This is a genomic window from Aureibaculum luteum (assembly GCF_003449015.1).
Taxonomy (GTDB): domain Bacteria; phylum Bacteroidota; class Bacteroidia; order Flavobacteriales; family Flavobacteriaceae; genus Aureibaculum; species Aureibaculum luteum.
Window position 1 is genome coordinate 907,274 of record NZ_QRGD01000001.1, and the last position, 15,672, is coordinate 922,945.

Consider the following 15,672-nt stretch of genomic DNA (forward strand, 5'->3'; position numbering starts at 1 on the left):
TTAAAATTACTGGGTTTAGTAGTTGCATGAAAATTAAGTCCACAAAGATAGTATTTTTTTCATATTATGGACAGATAAGCCAATACTGTTAAATAATTCTTCGGTTTTACCATGTTCTATAAACGTATCGGGAATACCTAAAATTTCAATATTCTTGTCCTTATACCCATGCTGTTGAGCAAACGCTAGCACGGCAGAGCCAAACCCGCCTACAATTGTTCCATCTTCAATAGTTATAATATTTTTAAATTTCTTAAAAATTTTATGAAGTAAATCCTCATCTAAAGGTTTCACAAATCGCATATTGTAATGAGCAATTACGTCATTATTGGCATTATCGGTATATACCTCCTTAATCTTGTTGCCTATTGTACCAATACTTAAAATTGCAACTTTTGAACCCTCTTTAATTGTTTCACCTTTTCCAATTTCTATGGTTGAAAAAGGTTGTTGCCAGTTTTGCATGGTACCCATTCCTCGTGGATATCTAATAGCAATTGGTCCTTTTAAACCTAATTGTGCTGTATACATTATATTTCTTAGCTCCAATTCATTAAGTGGAGCAAAAATAATTAAATTAGGAATACATCGTAAATAGGCCAAATCAAAAACACCATGGTGGGTAGCACCGTCTTCACCTACTAAACCTGCTCTATCCAAACAGAAAACAACAGGAAGATTTTGTAATGCAACATCATGAATTACCTGATCGTAAGCACGTTGTAAAAAAGTAGAATAAATATTACAAAAAGGTATTAACCCTTGGGTAGCCATTCCAGCTGCTAAGGTAACGGCATGTTGCTCTGCAATACCTACATCAAATGCCCTTTCAGGAATTTGATCAAGCATAAATTTAAGAGAACTTCCGGTGGGCATGGCTGGAGTAATACCAACTATTTTCTCATTCTTTTTAGCTAATTCTACCATGGTTAACCCAAATACATCTTGATATTTTGGAGGTTGCTGGTTCAAATCATATTTGGCAATTAGTTCACCAGTTTTTGCGTTAAATTTTCCTGGAGCATGGTATTTTACCTGATCTTCCTCTGCTTTTTGCAATCCTTTACCTTTTGTCGTAATAACATGTAAAAATTTAGGACCATTTACCGTCTTTAATCGTTCAAGTTCTGATAACAAAGCAGGTAAATTATGCCCATCAATTGGCCCAGAATAGTCAATATTAAAAGCTTCAATAATATTATGCTTTCGCACTCTTTTATTATTTTTAATATTAGTTAAATAATTCTTTAAAGCCCCAACACTAGGGTCAATTCCCATAGCATTATCATTTAATATGATTAAAATATTTGCCTTGCTTACTCCTACATGGTTCAATGCTTCAAATGCCATACCACTAGCAATACTTGCATCACCAATAACCGCTATATGTTGTTTATTAACTTCTCCTTTTAGTCGTGAGGCAATGGCCATGCCTAGTGTAGCAGAAATTGATGTAGAAGAATGCCCTACTCCAAAGGCATCATATTCACTTTCACTACGTTTTGGAAAACCTGAAATACCACCCAATTGCCTATTCGTTTCAAAAACGTCCTTTCTTCCTGTTAAAATTTTATGCCCATAAGCCTGATGCCCTACATCCCAAACTAATAAATCATTTGGAGTATCAAAAATGTAATGTAGAGCAATAGTTAGCTCTACCACGCCTAGACTTGCTCCTAAATGTCCTTCTTTAACAGCTACAATATTTATAATAAACTCACGCAACTCTTTTGCCAATTCAGTCAATTGCTCTTTTGGCAGTTTGCGTAAATCTTTTGGGTTGGTGATATGTTTTAACAATTTACTTATCATAGATACAAATGTACGAGTTGCATTTGATATGTTTAAAATTAGCAGATGAAATTGTATTTTTACAAAAATATTTAACCATGATCGACCCTTTTGAGGATACTTATTTTATGAAACGAGCTTTTCAAGAAGCGGAGGCTGCATTTGAAAAAAATGAAGTCCCAATTGGAGCGGTCATTGTCATAAAAAATCAAATTATTGCTAGAGCACATAACTTAACAGAAACCTTAAACGACGTTACGGCACATGCCGAAATGCAAGCCTTCACTGCTGCTGCCGATTATTTAGGTGGAAAGTATTTAAAAGACTGTACGCTTTATGTTACTCTAGAACCTTGCCAAATGTGTGCGGGTGCAAGTTATTGGACTCAAATTGGTAAAATTGTTTATGGTGCTAAAGATGAGCAACGCGGTTTTAAACATTATAAAACGCAACTACATCCCAAAACTAAAGTTATTGGAGGTATACTCGAAGCAGAGTGTAGTGAACTGGTTAAACGTTTTTTCATTGAAAAAAGAAATTTGAATTGACGTTTACATCACCTGAAAGGTTTTTAAATCTAATTAATCTTTTAAATTTTCTTCATCTATTTTAAAAGGGTTCTTACTGTTAGGATCTAGAACATACTTTTTATACTTGCCATTTCTAAAACGATAAAATATGAATAATGGCATTAAAATAAAAGATAAAAATAAAATAGACAAACCAATTATTACATCACCTTTTGGGTGTTTTTGATTTAATAAATAAGTACCTGTAATTATCGCTATTATAAAAATAACAAATAAAATTTTCAATAGAAGTTTCATTAAACAGTGTTTATTAGATTTACTTTTAAAGACAAGAACAAAGGTAAATTAAAAATATGGTTTATTGTATTGATGATGGCTTAGTTAATTCTATTCAAATTATCATCAACATCTTTATTTTTGAATACCGATTTCTTTAATTTTCCGAAAGCGTATTTTATTGAAAAAGATAATTCACTCATATCTGTATAAAAAATTGTGTTTGCTATAATATTATTCACATTATACGACTCCTTATATCGAATAGTTTTAAATATATCGTTAACACTGATAGTTGCGTCTATATTTTTTAAAAATTTCTTATTTATAGATGCATTTACAACAAAAACACCATTTCTCTTATACACTCCCTCTTTGTGTTTTGTATAACCCCAGCTGGTTAATGATGTAGATAGCGTATTGTCAATTTTAAATTGATGAGATGTATATAAATAAACATATGGACTTGCCTTGAAACCAATGGCATTACCATCACTTACTTTATTAGTAGCGAAATTTAAAACGGTTGTCGAGTTCCAAAACTTATATTTTAATGGGACAACGAACTCCAAACTAAAACCCACTTCTTTTTCAAAATTAGTTGGAGACATGATACTAATTTCAGAAACCCCATCATATGCTAGGTTATAAAACACAGGACCTTCTTTTAAAAAATAACTTGCACTAATTGCATACTTTTTAAAATCAAATCTAAAAGAGATCTCATTGATTATGGTTGGATTTAATTCAATATTTCTGTTAAACTCCAAATAAGGATTGATATAAGTTGAAACTGAGCTAATATTTGTAAAATTGGGCCTTATAATACTTTTAGCATAATTTAATGTCAAAGTTTGCGAGCTATCAATTTCAAAATTAACGATCGCTTTAGGAAAAAATTTTACAATATTCCTATCAATCAATAAGGTGTCTCGATCAACAAAACCTCCTTTACTCTCTGTAAATTCAGCTCTTACACCCGTTGTAAAAGAAAATTTACCTGTTTTACCTGATAACTGAGTATAACCAGCGTAATTATTTTCTTTATAGCTATAATTTGAAAGTGTATTTGAAATAGGATCTATTGTTGAAAGGTCAGCATCCGTTTTTGCATCAGTAATTGCCATTGCTGTTCCAATTTCCAACTTCAATTTATTAACAAACTCTTTTTCAAAATCGACTTTGAAGGAAAATACATTTACCTTAAAGTCTTGAAGTCTTTTTTGATCTGAAATAAGACCAGCATCATTCAAACTATTAGCAATGTCACTACCCAATTCTTTATTATAGAAAGAATATTGTCCGCCAATAAATAGATTCCCCTTATTTTTCAATGATTTATTATAATTCAGATTAGTACTTGAATAAAACCTAAAATCATCATTATCACTTAAAGTAAAAATATAATCTTCTATATTATTTTCCGTATTAGTAGTGTTTGTTTTGATAAGAAACTCATCTTTTTGGCTTCTTAATGTTGAACTTAAGGAGAAATAATCATCGCTATTTATTTGATAATAAATTCCTCCTCCAAAAATAAATTGAGGTCTTTTCGTATCATCTACTTCCACTAAATAACTTGATTCAATATTCTTATTTACAATAGCATAATCCGATCCATTGCTCTCCCATGGATGCAAATCATTAAATGCAGCGTTAAACTTAAATTCAAATTTGTTTTGTTTAAAGTTAATATTACCACCCAAATAGTTGTTATAATTTTTTCGAAATGAGGCCGTTTCTGAAACAGTTCCTTTAATTCCATTCTTATTTAAAAATTTAGAATGAACCAAAATTACACTTCTACCTTCTGCCTCATATTTAGAAGAAGGATTATTGATAATTTCAATAGACTGAATATCATTTATTGTTAAATTTTCCAATTCTTGTAATGAAATTTTTTGATTTCCTAAATAGATCAATGCAGTACCTTTTCCAATTATATTGATTGATTCTCTATCATTAGAGATTTGTATTTTAGGAAGTTTAGATAATAAATCGATTGGGTTTGATTCAGACGAAAAAATGGTGTTGGCAACATTAATAATGATGTTTCCATTACTATTTTCAATTGGTCTTTTAGATGCTGTAATTTCGACCTCATCCAATTCAGTGGTGCTTTCTGTTAATTCTATGTTTAAGTCTGTATTCTTGTCAAGTGTAATAGCTTTTTTAAACTCTTTAAAACCTAAACAAGAAACTTTTAAGACATAAGCACCTTTTTTCAGATCTGTAAAATTAAAACTACCCTTTTCAATTTCTATATATTCAATTAATTTTTCTTCATTTACAGATAACAATAGTACATCTCCAATATTTACCAGTTGATGTTGAAAAGAAACAAGACCCTTTAAATTATAGCTATCTTGGGCTGATAGCGTATTGCAAATAGTTATTAATAAAATTGTGATTCCTTTTTTGAGCATTACATTCTTTTAGAGTGACAAATAACAATAAAGAATATTAAAAATGCTATAAAACAAGGGTATGAATTAGGTACTAGTACTCGTACCGTTTTTAAATCTCAGGCTTAATTCATCCCGATTTGAAACATTAAGTTTATGATATATATGCGAAATATGTGATTTCACTGTACTCAAACTAATAAACAACTCTTGGGCAATTTCCTTATTAGATTTCCCTTTTAGAATTAAGTTTTTAACGGTAGTTTCTTGTTTACTTAATGATAATACAGTTGTTTCTTTACGATTAGTTTTGTAGGCAAAAATTAAAAACCCGATTAACGAAATTCCTAAAATGATATTTAACCATTTACTGTAGGCATATTTAGTCTCTACTTCTGTAATGGTAATTTTTGAAAGTATATTTTCTAAAAAAAGATATTCATTTGGACTGATTTCACTTTCTTTCAAATCTGCCAAAATAGTAATATAAAACGCTCTATTTTGATGAATATCTTTAATAAGTAATTTTTTATTACTTAGCTCTTTAATACTGATCAATTTAACTGCTAAAATTTGTAAAGAATCTTTTGTAAACGAATGTATTTCAGATAGATACTTTTTCTTATCTACTATTTTTGAAGTTCTAATTTTAAAAGCATTGAACTTCTGTAATTCATATTGTGTAGAGTTGTAGACTTTATTTTTATTGGATAGAGGCGAATTTTTGTTAAAAGTAATGGTATCAATTCTGCTTTGAGAAACAACAAAGATTGTACAAAATAAAAACAACAAGCCAAACGCCTTTCTCATTAGTTCTTTTTTTTCTTAAAACAAACCATGTAATTGTGCATCTATTTTATCAATTACAACTCCTAAATCTTCTGGTTTATCAACGATATTTAAATTATCAATATCTACAATTAGTAATTTCCCTTTGGTATATGTCGATATCCAAGCCTCGTAACGTTCATTAAGACGACTTAAATAATCAATACTTATAGAGTTTTCATATTCTCTCCCACGCTTATGAATCTGACCAACTAAAGTCTGGATACTTCCTCGTAAATAAATTAATAAATCTGGTGGTGAAACCAATTTTTCCATCAATTCAAATAACGAAGAGTAATTATTAAAATCTCTGTTAGTCATTAAACCCATTGCATGTAAATTGGGTGCAAAAATATGAGCATCTTCATAAATAGTTCTGTCTTGAATAATATTTTTACCACTTTCGTGAATTTCTAATATTTGACGAAATCTACTATTCAAAAAGTAAATTTGAAGGTTAAATGACCATCTTTCCATTTCCGAATAAAAATCATCTAAATACGGATTTTCTTCAACGGATTCGAAATGAGGTGTCCATTTATAGTGTTTTGCTAATAGTTTTGTTAGGGTAGTTTTTCCTGCTCCAATATTTCCGGCAATGGCAACGTGCATGCTGTTGGTTTTAGTTTAATAAAAGTGCTTAAAGATACTTAAATTTTAACTGTTTTAAATACAAATATCTTTTCGCCATCAAATATATAGATTTCATTGTTTAAAACATAAAATGATTCAATTGTAATTGATTTTTTTAATAGAATTTCGAACACTCCATCTTTTAAATTACTATAATATAAGACACCTTGTTTTACCCAATAATAACAATTATTAAACCTATTTAAAAATTGCATTTCATCTAAGACAAGGCGTTGTTTAAAATTTGAATATTCATCATATTCTAAAACAGTATTTTCATTAATCAACCAACAATTTTTATAACTGGCAACCATTCTATTGGGTGTAAAGTTATCTTCATTAAAATTTACGGGTGCTGAGCTTGAAATAAGCTTGTTAGTTTTATAATTGTATACATACAATTTATTATCATCTTGGCTATAGATCCAAAAATTATTATTGGAAGAACTTGATACTAAAGAAATATTTTTAGAGAACAATACTTCATTAAAGTCAATCTGACCTGACAAATCATTTAGTTTATTATCTAGAAGAACTACTATGTTAAAATCTTTATAAAAAAGTAAAATCTTTAAAGGATTTTTAATATCAACAGCCGTTATTTTTCCCAATTGAGTGTTGGTATAAGATAACTCTTCTTTTTTATTTTTTTTATAAAACGTGTTGTCTTTTAAATAAAACAAATTCTCAAATTCATCAACTCCTATAAATTCATCTGCTTTAAGGTTTGTGGTTTTTATTAATATAGACTCCACAATTGTATCCATATTCTTTTGTTGACCTTGAACCAAAAAACATTCTAAAAACAGAAAAAATGTGAGTATTACTTTCATCAATTACAAAAATACAACAAAATTATCTCGAAACGGGTTATCCAATGTAGTCAGGATAATTGAAGTATTTTGTCCACTCCTTTCTGAATGTTGAAGTCAAAACATAAATTTTATATTTTATCTAAACAAAAAAATAAGTAAAGTGGTAACTTTTATAAATTGGCTCTAAAAATAATTTTTTATAAAAACGAATAGACCGTTAAAATGACTATTTAGATGTTTTTTTCAGATCCATATGACTCAATAAATCAAGTGCAAATGTTAGCATATTTTGCACCTCATCGGTACGAGCAATATGCAAATATTTAAATATCATCAAAGCTTCTCCATTACTCTCAATATGATGAATTTCATTTTTATCTAAAAAACGAATAAGATCATCGGTAAAAAAAGCTCGAATAGCATCTTCATTCTCTCCAGTTAATAGAAACTTCTTAGAAAAGTCAGCATATTTCTCAAAATTTATATCACCTTTTGAACCAGAAAGTACTTTTACTCTATTAAAAACTTTGTCAAAAATTGCTTCTTTATCAATCACAAATCTAGGAATAGAAGTGGGTAGTTTTACTATTTGCACCGTAGTTTCATATACTTCTAAAGCTAACAAAGCTCCTTCGTCAAAAACAATATCGGCAATTTCCCAATGTGCATTATTTTCTTTATCTAATCCTTGAAGCGAATTATTCTTCATTTCAATTGGTCTTGAATCAAAGAAATCAAAATTACGCAGATATGAAGTATTCCAATCTACTTCACGTTCAAAAGACCAGCCATTTGCAATCGCCAATTTTTGCAAGCGAATTTGACGTTTGGTAATACGTTTTTTAACACGACCTGTAACAATTTTTAAAGCTCGATTATGGCTTGTAGACGCTACGTGATTTTCCAGTCCAATTAATTTCACATCACCACCGTCATTATCATGTATGCGTTTAAATTCAATCAAGTTTTCCATAATGGTTAAATCAACTAAACGAGTTTGTGACATATCAATTCGTATAGTAGACCCTTTAGGAATGTCGTTCAATAATTTATCTAGTCGTAATGCATATAAAAAATTTGCAATTCCTTTTAATTTGACATCATACGTTCCATTTTCCAAACTATACACCTTAGAACCAGACTTATAAATCTTTTTAAAAAACTTAACGACTCCAACTTTAGCTAATAACATATGTAAGATTAGTGTAAATAGAATTCCACCAATTATACCATAAAGTAGATCTGTAAAAAGTGTAATAAAAAGTGTTGCCGAAAGAAATAGCAACTGTTCTACACCTTGATCATAAGCATGTTTAAATACTTTTGGAGATGCTAATTTAAACCCTGTATGAACTAAAATTGCAGCTAAAGCTGCCAAGGGTACACTTCTTAAAACAGGAGCCAAAATAAGCACAAAAAGAATTAGAAAAATACCGTGAAATAAATTAGACCATTTTGTTTTAGCATTACTATTTACATTTACAGTACTCCGAACAATTACTGTGGTAATGGGTAGGCCTCCTAACGCTCCAGAAACCATGGTGCTCAATCCTACACCTACTAAGTCTTTGTCTAAATTAGTGGTACGCCTATAAGGATCTAACTTATCAACGGCTCGTGCACTTGCCAACGTAACTACAGAAGCTATTGTTGTAATTGATAAAACAGTAAGCCAAAATGCAGATGTTCCAATCATAGCAAAATCAGGATGCATTATACTATCGAGAGGATTGTCAGGAATATCAATCAATAATTGAGGACCAACAACGTAATTCTTTCCGAACAATGAAATACTATGCTCATTAAAAAAATCAAATCCAAATACAATAGGTAATGCCAAAAGTAAAACCCACATGGGAGCAGGGATTACACGTATGAATTTCTGATTAATCTTTTTATAAAAAAAGAGGACTAGTATACCTACTAAAGCTATCAAAAACACAAAAGGATTTATTTCTGGAAGTTTATGGAAAACATCAGATAGAATTCCAATAATTGTATCGGCATCTGAACTCGTTCCAAGAGCATAGTGTATTTGCTTTGCAAAAATGATGATTCCAATTGCTGCCAAAATTCCATGTAATACTGAAGAAGGTAATAACTTGGCAAAGCGGCCCATTTTAAGAAAACCCAATATAGTTTGAATACCACCTGACACAACAATAGCCGCTAAAACGTAATTAATATTACCATCTAATACAACTAGGCCTCCTAAAATAGCAGCAATTAAACCTGCCGCAGGACCATTGATAGATAAATTTCCTCCTCGAAAAAATGTTGTAACAACACCACCAATAATTGCAGAAAGCACACCAGCCATAGGAGACACTCCAGAGGCTACTGCAATTCCCAAAGCCAAAGGCAACGCGACTAGTGATACACTTAAAGCAGCCGAAACATCATTACGCCAATTTTCTTTCAGTCCTTTAAGTCCCTTCGAGGGGATTGGGTTGTTAGAATTCATAGTTATAATTAGATCAATTTTTGATTTTCGTAAGATAGTATTTTTAAAAGGGAAACAATTTATAATGACTACTAATAAATAATTGCTAAAATCATTTTATTTAGTATTTTCACAGCAAAATTAACCAATGATTGAATTAGCGGGAATTATTATCTTAGGTATTTTGGCTCAATGGGTTGCTTGGAAGTTAAAAATTCCAGCAATCTTACCATTAATTTTAATAGGACTACTCGTTGGACCAATTGCTGCGGAATTTCTATCCGAAGATGGTACAAAATGGATAGAACCTATTTGGAATGGTAAAGAAGGTTTATTTCCTGGAGAAAGTTTGTTTTATTTTGTTTCCTTAGCTATTAGTATCATCTTATTTGAAGGAGGGTTAACATTAAAATTGAATGAAATTAAAAATGTTGGGCCAGTTATTACAAAGTTAATTACGATAGGTTCTGTTGTTACCTTTTTTGGTGCAGCAATGGCTGCCTATTATATATTTAATCTAAGTTGGCAGATATCATTCTTATTTTCAGCCTTAATTATAGTAACTGGACCTACCGTTATTACTCCAATTCTAAGAAATATTCCATTAAAAAAAGATGTGTCTGCAGTACTTAAATGGGAAGGGATCTTAATTGACCCCATTGGAGCTTTAGTAGCCGTTTTGGTTTTTGAATTTATTAGTGTAGAAGGTGGTGGAGAATTCACAAAAACAGCATTAGTTGAATTTGCTAAGATTGTATTATTTGGTTTTACTTTTGGTTTTACTTTTGCACATGCTTTAAACTTTATAATTAATAAAAAATGGGTGCCTCATTATTTGTTAAATGTTTTAGCATTGGCTTCAGTTCTTGGCGTTTTTGTACTTTCAGATACTTTTGCACATGAATCTGGTTTATTAGCTGTTGTTGTAATGGGCATGGTGTTAGGAAATTCTAATTCACCATACTTAAAAGAGTTATTATATTTTAAAGAATCATTAAGTGTCCTCTTAATTTCGATATTATTTATATTATTATCAGCCAATATAAACTTTGAAGATCTATTATTAATTTACAATTGGAAAACTGCATTATTATTTGCGATCGTTGTTTTTATAATTAGACCTATCGGCGTATTTTTAAGCACCTACAATTCAAGTTTAAAATTGAATGAAAAAATATTTATTAGTTGGGTTGGCCCTCGTGGTATAGTAGCAGCAGGAATCGCCTCATTATTTGGTTTAAAGTTAGCCAAAAATGGTGTATCTGGTGCTGAATACATTACCCCACTTGTCTTTATGATTGTATTGGGAACCGTTTTATTAAATGCAACCACTGCAAGAATATTTGCCAAATTAATTGGTGTATTTCTAACGAAATCTGAAGGGATTTTAATTGTTGGTGCATCAAAAATTTCTCGCTTAATTGGTCATTATTTGGAAAGTAACGGAAGGCATGTAGTCTTAATTGACAGTAACCAAAATAATATAAACAAGGCAAGAGAACTTGGTCTGGAGGCCATAAATAGCGATGTTTATTCAGATAAATTAGCAGATAATATTGAATTAAACGATGTTGGTTATTTAATGGCTTTAACAGCGAATTCAGAAATAAACAATTACGTAATCGATAAATTTAAAAATCAATTTGGTGAAAATGGTACATTTAGATTGGTAAGTACAACTGAAATGAAAGACGAGCAAAGCAATCCTAAAGAAGGCTTATTCTCGCATACTAACGATTATAATTCTTTAAATAAAGTTGCCAACAATTATCCCAGTATTAATGAAATTAAGTTAGAATCAAAAGAACATTTTGAGCGTTTAATTGAACGTACTGAAAACGATGAAGAAATTGTACCCCTATTTATTAAAAATAAAATGGGTGTATTAGAAATTATTCCTTCAAATAATAAAAATGTTAAAATTGCGGAAGGTGCTTCACTTATCTATTTAGGTAAACTAATTAAAGTCTAGTCCTTATTTATTCGCTTATTTCAGATTCAGGTGCTAATTCTACAATTAACCCATCAAGTTTTTCTTTTAAATAAATTTGACAGCCTAAACGGCTATTATCTTTTACATAAAAAGCTCATTATAATTGAGAGAAACTTTCAATTAATAGTTCTACCTTAAAATCCAATCTTAAAATACCAGCTCAAAATTAGTAATAAGTATCTTTTAAACTAAATAAAGGTTACCTATAAACCTGACAAAAATCATATAATTACCTAAACGGATGTATTAATTTTGTAGGGCAATTGTTAGATATATGGGTTCTCAACTAGATAGTAAAAGTACATTTGTACACTCAGGGATAATTTCAAATATAAAGGGCAACGCTATTATAGTAACTTTAGAGCAAAATATACATTGTGAATCTTGTCGTGCAAAAGCAGCCTGCGGAATTTCAGAATCCAATACAAAAGAAATTGAAATAATAAACTCTAGAGATACATTCAAGTTAAATGAGAACGTTAATGTTGTTTTAAAAAAAGCACTGGGTTTAAAGGCTGTGTTTTGGGCATACGTATTTCCCTTCCTAGTAATGTTCTCTTCATTAATAATAGCTTCAACTTTTTTAATAGAATGGCAGGCTGGCTTGATTTCAATTCTCGTTTTAATACCTTATTACTTCATTCTTTATGTTTTAAAAAACACATTTAAAAAAGCTCTAGAAATTTCAATATTAAAAATATAATTAAGAATGACAAATTCAATTTTATATAGTGTTCTTTTATTAGCTTCTTTAGGAATATTTGCAGCAATAATACTGTATGTAGTTTCTAAAAAATTCTATGTGTATGAAGACCCTTTAATAGCTGATGTAGATGACGTTCTACCCGCTGCCAATTGTGGTGGCTGTGGTTCTCCTGGTTGTAAGGCTTTTGCTCAGAAACTTGTAAACTCTGATGACATTTCGGAATTATTTTGCCCTGTAGGTGGAAACGACGTGATGAAGCTGGTTTCTGAAATTCTAGGAAAAGAAGTTGCCGAGAAAGATCCGACAGTAGCAGTATTACTTTGTCAAGGTGGATGTGACGTACGTCCAAAAACCACCATATATCAAGGACCAAGAACTTGTTCCATATCAGCCATGGTTTATGGTGGAGAAACAGATTGTCAATACGGCTGTTTAGGTGATGGCGATTGTGTTGCGGTATGTGATTTTGATGCCATGTACATGGATGAAAGCACAGGCTTACCTGTAATCATATCTGATAAGTGTACATCATGTGGTGCATGTGTAAAAGCTTGTCCGAGAGATATTATTGAAATGCGTCCTAAAAATAAAAGGGATCTTAAAATATTTGTCGGTTGTTTAAATGAGGACAAAGGTGGAATCGCTAAGAAAGCCTGTGATGTTGCTTGTATTGGCTGTTCTAAATGTGAGGATATTTGTCCTAAAGATGCTGTTATAATGACCGGTAATTTAGCATATATAGACCCCGTTTTATGCACCCTTTGCAGAAAATGTGTAGAGGTTTGTCCTACTCACTCTATTATAGAAACTAATTTTCCTCCAAAAAAGGTAAAAAAACCTAAAGTAGAAAAACCTAAAGTAGAAAAAGTAGCCGTTGTTAAAGAAAGTGTCGAATCTGTAATTCCTAAAACTGATGCTTAAAACATTTCCAAAAGGTGGTATTCATCCTGCTGAAAACAAGATAACCTCTTCAAAAGAGATCAAAAGGATGCCTATACCAAAGGTTGTTTATGTGCCTATTGCACAACATATTGGTATTCCTTCAGAAATAATTGTAGATAGAAAAGATAAAGTTGAAATTGGTCAGGTTGTAGCAAAATCTAGCGGATTCGTATCCTCAAACATACATTCTCCTGTTGCTGGAACTGTTACCAAGCTCGATATGATTGTTGATACAAGTGGTTATAAAAAACAATGTATTGTTATTAGAACCGATCAAAAAAACGAATCGAATTTTGAAGAACCAAATTTTCCTCTAAAAAAGGAAATATCTATGGATCAAAAGGATATTCTGAAACATATTACAGATTCTGGAATTGTTGGTTTAGGTGGAGCGACTTTTCCATCTCATGTTAAGTTAGATCTTAAAAATGATAATCATGTAGATTGTCTAATTATTAATGGTGTTGAATGTGAACCCTATTTAACAGCAGACCATAGATTAATGCTTGAAAAAGCAGATGAAATTATTGTTGGAATCCAAATTTTAATGCACGCCTTACACATTCAAGAGGCAGTCATTGGTATAGAAAATAATAAAAAAGATGCAATTAAAGCATTAAAAAAAGCGGCACAATCTGATAAAAGAATTAAAGTAGCAGCACTTCAGGTTAAATATCCTCAAGGAAGTGAAAAGCAACTTATAAAAGCCATAATAAAACGTGAAGTTCCTAAAGGCGGATTACCAATGGATGTTGGTATTATCGTGCATAATGTTGGAACTATTTTCGCAATTTATCAAGCAGTACAATACGACCGACCATTAATTGAGAGAGTTGTAACTGTTACGGGTAAAAAAATTGAGAATGCTTCCAATTTTTGGGTAAAAATAGGTACGCCTATTAAAGATTTAGTAAATGAAGTTGGTGGTATACCAGAAGGCACTCGCAAAATTGTGAATGGTGGTCCAATGATGGGAAAAGCCATCAAAAACACGGATGTACCAGTAACAAAAGGAACTTCAGGAATACTGGTTATATCTGAAGATGAAGCTAGCAGAGGTGAACCAAAAAATTGTATCCGTTGTGGAGAATGTGTAGATGTTTGCCCTATGGGACTAGAGCCACATCTATTGATGAATTTAACTGAAAAAGGGATTTATGAAACAGCTGCCAATGAAGATATTATGACATGTATTGAGTGTGGTTCTTGCAGTTATGTTTGTCCATCACACCGTCCTTTGTTAGATTATATACGCTTTGGAAAAAGTATTGTTAAAAAATTAAACACTGCAAAAAATTAATATGGCAGACCCAATTATTATTTCAGCCTCACCGCACATACATTCAGCGAGAACTTCGAAAAAAGTTATGTATGATGTTGTTATAGCATTGATTCCGGCATTTTTGGTATCATTATATGTATTTGGCTATAGTGCCATGATTCTTACATCAATTGCTGTAATTTCTTGCCTGCTATTCGAGTTCTTAATCCAAAAATATATATTAAAAACAAAAGTAACTATTAGTGATGGTTCCGCATTAATAACAGGAATATTATTAGCCTTTAACTTACCAGCCGGACTACCTATATGGATGATAATTGTGGGTAGTTTGGTAGCGATTGGAGTTGCTAAACTTTCATTTGGAGGTCTTGGGTTTAATATTTTCAACCCTGCTTTAGTAGGTCGTGTGTTTTTATTGGTTTCCTTCCCGGTACAAATGACCATGTGGCCAACAGCGGTCGAAAATAATACTGTAATTGCTGATGCAGTTACCGGTGCAACTCCATTAGGTATTATTAAAGAAGGCTTACAATTTGGAGAAACCATGACTAGTCTTAGTGCTAAAATTCCTTCAAATATGGATATGTTATTGGGTATAACGGGTGGTTCTTTAGGCGAAATGTCTGCTATTGCATTACTTATTGGGGGATTATATTTAATCATAAGAAAAGTAATTTCTTGGCATATTCCAGTAATTCTGTTAGCAACCATAGCGATAATGACAAGCATCTTTTGGCTGGTAAATTCTGAGCAATTTGCAAACCCAATAATTCATATACTATCGGGTGGTGCTATTCTAGGAACCTTTTATATGGCTACTGATTTAGTGACAAGCCCAATGACTAAAAAAGGAATGGTAATTTTTGCTATTGGCATTGGAATAATCACAGTTGTAATAAGGCTTTTTGGGGCATATCCGGAAGGTATTTCTTTTGCAATTTTAATAATGAATGCCTTTGTGCCATTAATCAATAAATATTTTAAACCGCGAAGATTTGGTTCTAAAATAAAAGCTAAAATTGTGTAAT

13 protein-coding genes and 1 pseudogene are annotated in these 15,672 nt (G+C 31.2%); 6 read left to right on the forward strand and 8 right to left on the reverse strand.

The window, feature by feature from the left end:
* Positions 1–33: 33 nt before the first annotated feature.
* Positions 34–1,812, reverse strand: a complete 1,779-nt coding sequence (locus tag D3P13_RS03995) for a 1-deoxy-D-xylulose-5-phosphate synthase (RefSeq protein ID WP_198679951.1) — start codon at positions 1,810–1,812, stop codon at positions 34–36.
* A gap of 77 nt (positions 1,813–1,889) precedes the next feature.
* Between D3P13_RS03995 and D3P13_RS04000 the strand changes: the two genes are divergently transcribed.
* Positions 1,890–2,339, forward strand: coding sequence for a nucleoside deaminase (locus tag D3P13_RS04000; RefSeq protein WP_117880258.1), 450 nt, complete (start codon positions 1,890–1,892; stop codon positions 2,337–2,339).
* 33 nt (positions 2,340–2,372) lie between these two features.
* On the opposite strand, the gene D3P13_RS04005 is transcribed toward D3P13_RS04000, so the two are convergent.
* The 6 genes from D3P13_RS04005 to D3P13_RS04030 all read right to left on the reverse strand — a co-directional run bounded on the left by D3P13_RS04005 (position 2,373) and on the right by D3P13_RS04030 (position 9,742).
* Positions 2,373–2,618, reverse strand: coding sequence for a hypothetical protein (locus tag D3P13_RS04005; protein ID WP_117879985.1), 246 nt, complete (start codon positions 2,616–2,618; stop codon positions 2,373–2,375).
* Positions 2,619–2,698: 80 nt separating this feature from the next.
* On the reverse strand, positions 2,699–5,023 hold the full coding sequence (locus tag D3P13_RS04010) for an outer membrane beta-barrel family protein (RefSeq protein ID WP_117879986.1): 2,325 nt from the start codon (positions 5,021–5,023) through the stop codon (positions 2,699–2,701).
* 66 nt (positions 5,024–5,089) lie between these two features.
* Positions 5,090–5,812, reverse strand: a complete 723-nt coding sequence (locus tag D3P13_RS04015; RefSeq protein WP_117879987.1) for a response regulator transcription factor — start codon at positions 5,810–5,812, stop codon at positions 5,090–5,092.
* A 15-nt stretch (positions 5,813–5,827) separates the two neighbouring features.
* The gene (locus tag D3P13_RS04020) at positions 5,828–6,442 is read right to left on the reverse strand and encodes a deoxynucleoside kinase (RefSeq protein WP_117879988.1); all 615 of its coding nucleotides are present in this window, start codon (positions 6,440–6,442) and stop codon (positions 5,828–5,830) included.
* 38 nt (positions 6,443–6,480) lie between these two features.
* On the reverse strand, positions 6,481–7,296 hold the full coding sequence (locus D3P13_RS04025; protein ID WP_117879989.1) for an EF-hand domain-containing protein: 816 nt from the start codon (positions 7,294–7,296) through the stop codon (positions 6,481–6,483).
* Positions 7,297–7,504: 208 nt separating this feature from the next.
* Positions 7,505–9,742 (reverse strand): SulP family inorganic anion transporter, encoded by a 2,238-nt coding sequence (locus D3P13_RS04030; protein ID WP_117879990.1) that lies wholly within the window; start codon positions 9,740–9,742, stop codon positions 7,505–7,507.
* Positions 9,743–9,869: 127 nt separating this feature from the next.
* On the opposite strand from D3P13_RS04030, the gene D3P13_RS04035 reads away from it, so the two are divergent.
* Positions 9,870–11,693: a cation:proton antiporter gene (locus tag D3P13_RS04035; RefSeq protein ID WP_117879991.1), complete on the forward strand. Its 1,824-nt coding sequence runs from the start codon at positions 9,870–9,872 to the stop codon at positions 11,691–11,693.
* 7 nt (positions 11,694–11,700) lie between these two features.
* Here the strand turns inward: D3P13_RS04035 and D3P13_RS22145 are convergent.
* A pseudogene (locus D3P13_RS22145) lies at positions 11,701–11,808 on the reverse strand (ferredoxin); the annotation flags it as partial.
* A 180-nt stretch (positions 11,809–11,988) separates the two neighbouring features.
* Here D3P13_RS22145 and D3P13_RS04045 point away from each other — a divergent pair.
* Genes D3P13_RS04045 through D3P13_RS04060 form a run of 4 tightly spaced genes read left to right on the forward strand, consistent with a single transcriptional unit; the run spans position 11,989 to position 15,671 of the window.
* Positions 11,989–12,417, forward strand: a complete 429-nt coding sequence (locus tag D3P13_RS04045; protein ID WP_117879992.1) for a SoxR reducing system RseC family protein — start codon at positions 11,989–11,991, stop codon at positions 12,415–12,417.
* Positions 12,418–12,423: 6 nt separating this feature from the next.
* Positions 12,424–13,341 (forward strand): Fe-S cluster domain-containing protein, encoded by a 918-nt coding sequence (locus tag D3P13_RS04050; RefSeq protein WP_117879993.1) that lies wholly within the window; start codon positions 12,424–12,426, stop codon positions 13,339–13,341.
* A complete protein-coding gene (gene rsxC, locus D3P13_RS04055) occupies positions 13,334–14,662 on the forward strand; it encodes an electron transport complex subunit RsxC (RefSeq protein ID WP_117879994.1) in 1,329 nt (442 codons plus the stop codon). The genes D3P13_RS04050 and rsxC overlap by 8 nt, the downstream gene beginning before the upstream one ends.
* A gap of 1 nt (position 14,663) precedes the next feature.
* A complete protein-coding gene (locus tag D3P13_RS04060) occupies positions 14,664–15,671 on the forward strand; it encodes an RnfABCDGE type electron transport complex subunit D (RefSeq protein WP_117879995.1) in 1,008 nt (335 codons plus the stop codon).
* Position 15,672: the final 1 nt, after the last annotated feature.

Coding starts and splice junctions, on each gene's coding strand:
- D3P13_RS04005 (WP_117879985.1), bottom strand. CDS start 2,618: ATGAAACTTCTATTGAAAATTTTATTTGTTATTTTTATAATAGCGATA.
- D3P13_RS04020 (WP_117879988.1), bottom strand. CDS start 6,442: ATGCACGTTGCCATTGCCGGAAATATTGGAGCAGGAAAAACTACCCTA.
- D3P13_RS04025 (WP_117879989.1), bottom strand. CDS start 7,296: ATGAAAGTAATACTCACATTTTTTCTGTTTTTAGAATGTTTTTTGGTT.
- D3P13_RS03995 (WP_198679951.1), bottom strand. CDS start 1,812: ATGATAAGTAAATTGTTAAAACATATCACCAACCCAAAAGATTTACGC.
- D3P13_RS04030 (WP_117879990.1), bottom strand. CDS start 9,742: ATGAATTCTAACAACCCAATCCCCTCGAAGGGACTTAAAGGACTGAAA.
- D3P13_RS04015 (WP_117879987.1), bottom strand. CDS start 5,812: ATGAGAAAGGCGTTTGGCTTGTTGTTTTTATTTTGTACAATCTTTGTT.
- D3P13_RS04000 (WP_117880258.1), top strand. CDS start 1,890: ATGATCGACCCTTTTGAGGATACTTATTTTATGAAACGAGCTTTTCAA.
- D3P13_RS04050 (WP_117879993.1), top strand. CDS start 12,424: ATGACAAATTCAATTTTATATAGTGTTCTTTTATTAGCTTCTTTAGGA.
- D3P13_RS04045 (WP_117879992.1), top strand. CDS start 11,989: ATGGGTTCTCAACTAGATAGTAAAAGTACATTTGTACACTCAGGGATA.
- D3P13_RS04010 (WP_117879986.1), bottom strand. CDS start 5,023: ATGCTCAAAAAAGGAATCACAATTTTATTAATAACTATTTGCAATACG.
- D3P13_RS04035 (WP_117879991.1), top strand. CDS start 9,870: ATGATTGAATTAGCGGGAATTATTATCTTAGGTATTTTGGCTCAATGG.
- D3P13_RS04060 (WP_117879995.1), top strand. CDS start 14,664: ATGGCAGACCCAATTATTATTTCAGCCTCACCGCACATACATTCAGCG.
- rsxC (WP_117879994.1), top strand. CDS start 13,334: ATGCTTAAAACATTTCCAAAAGGTGGTATTCATCCTGCTGAAAACAAG.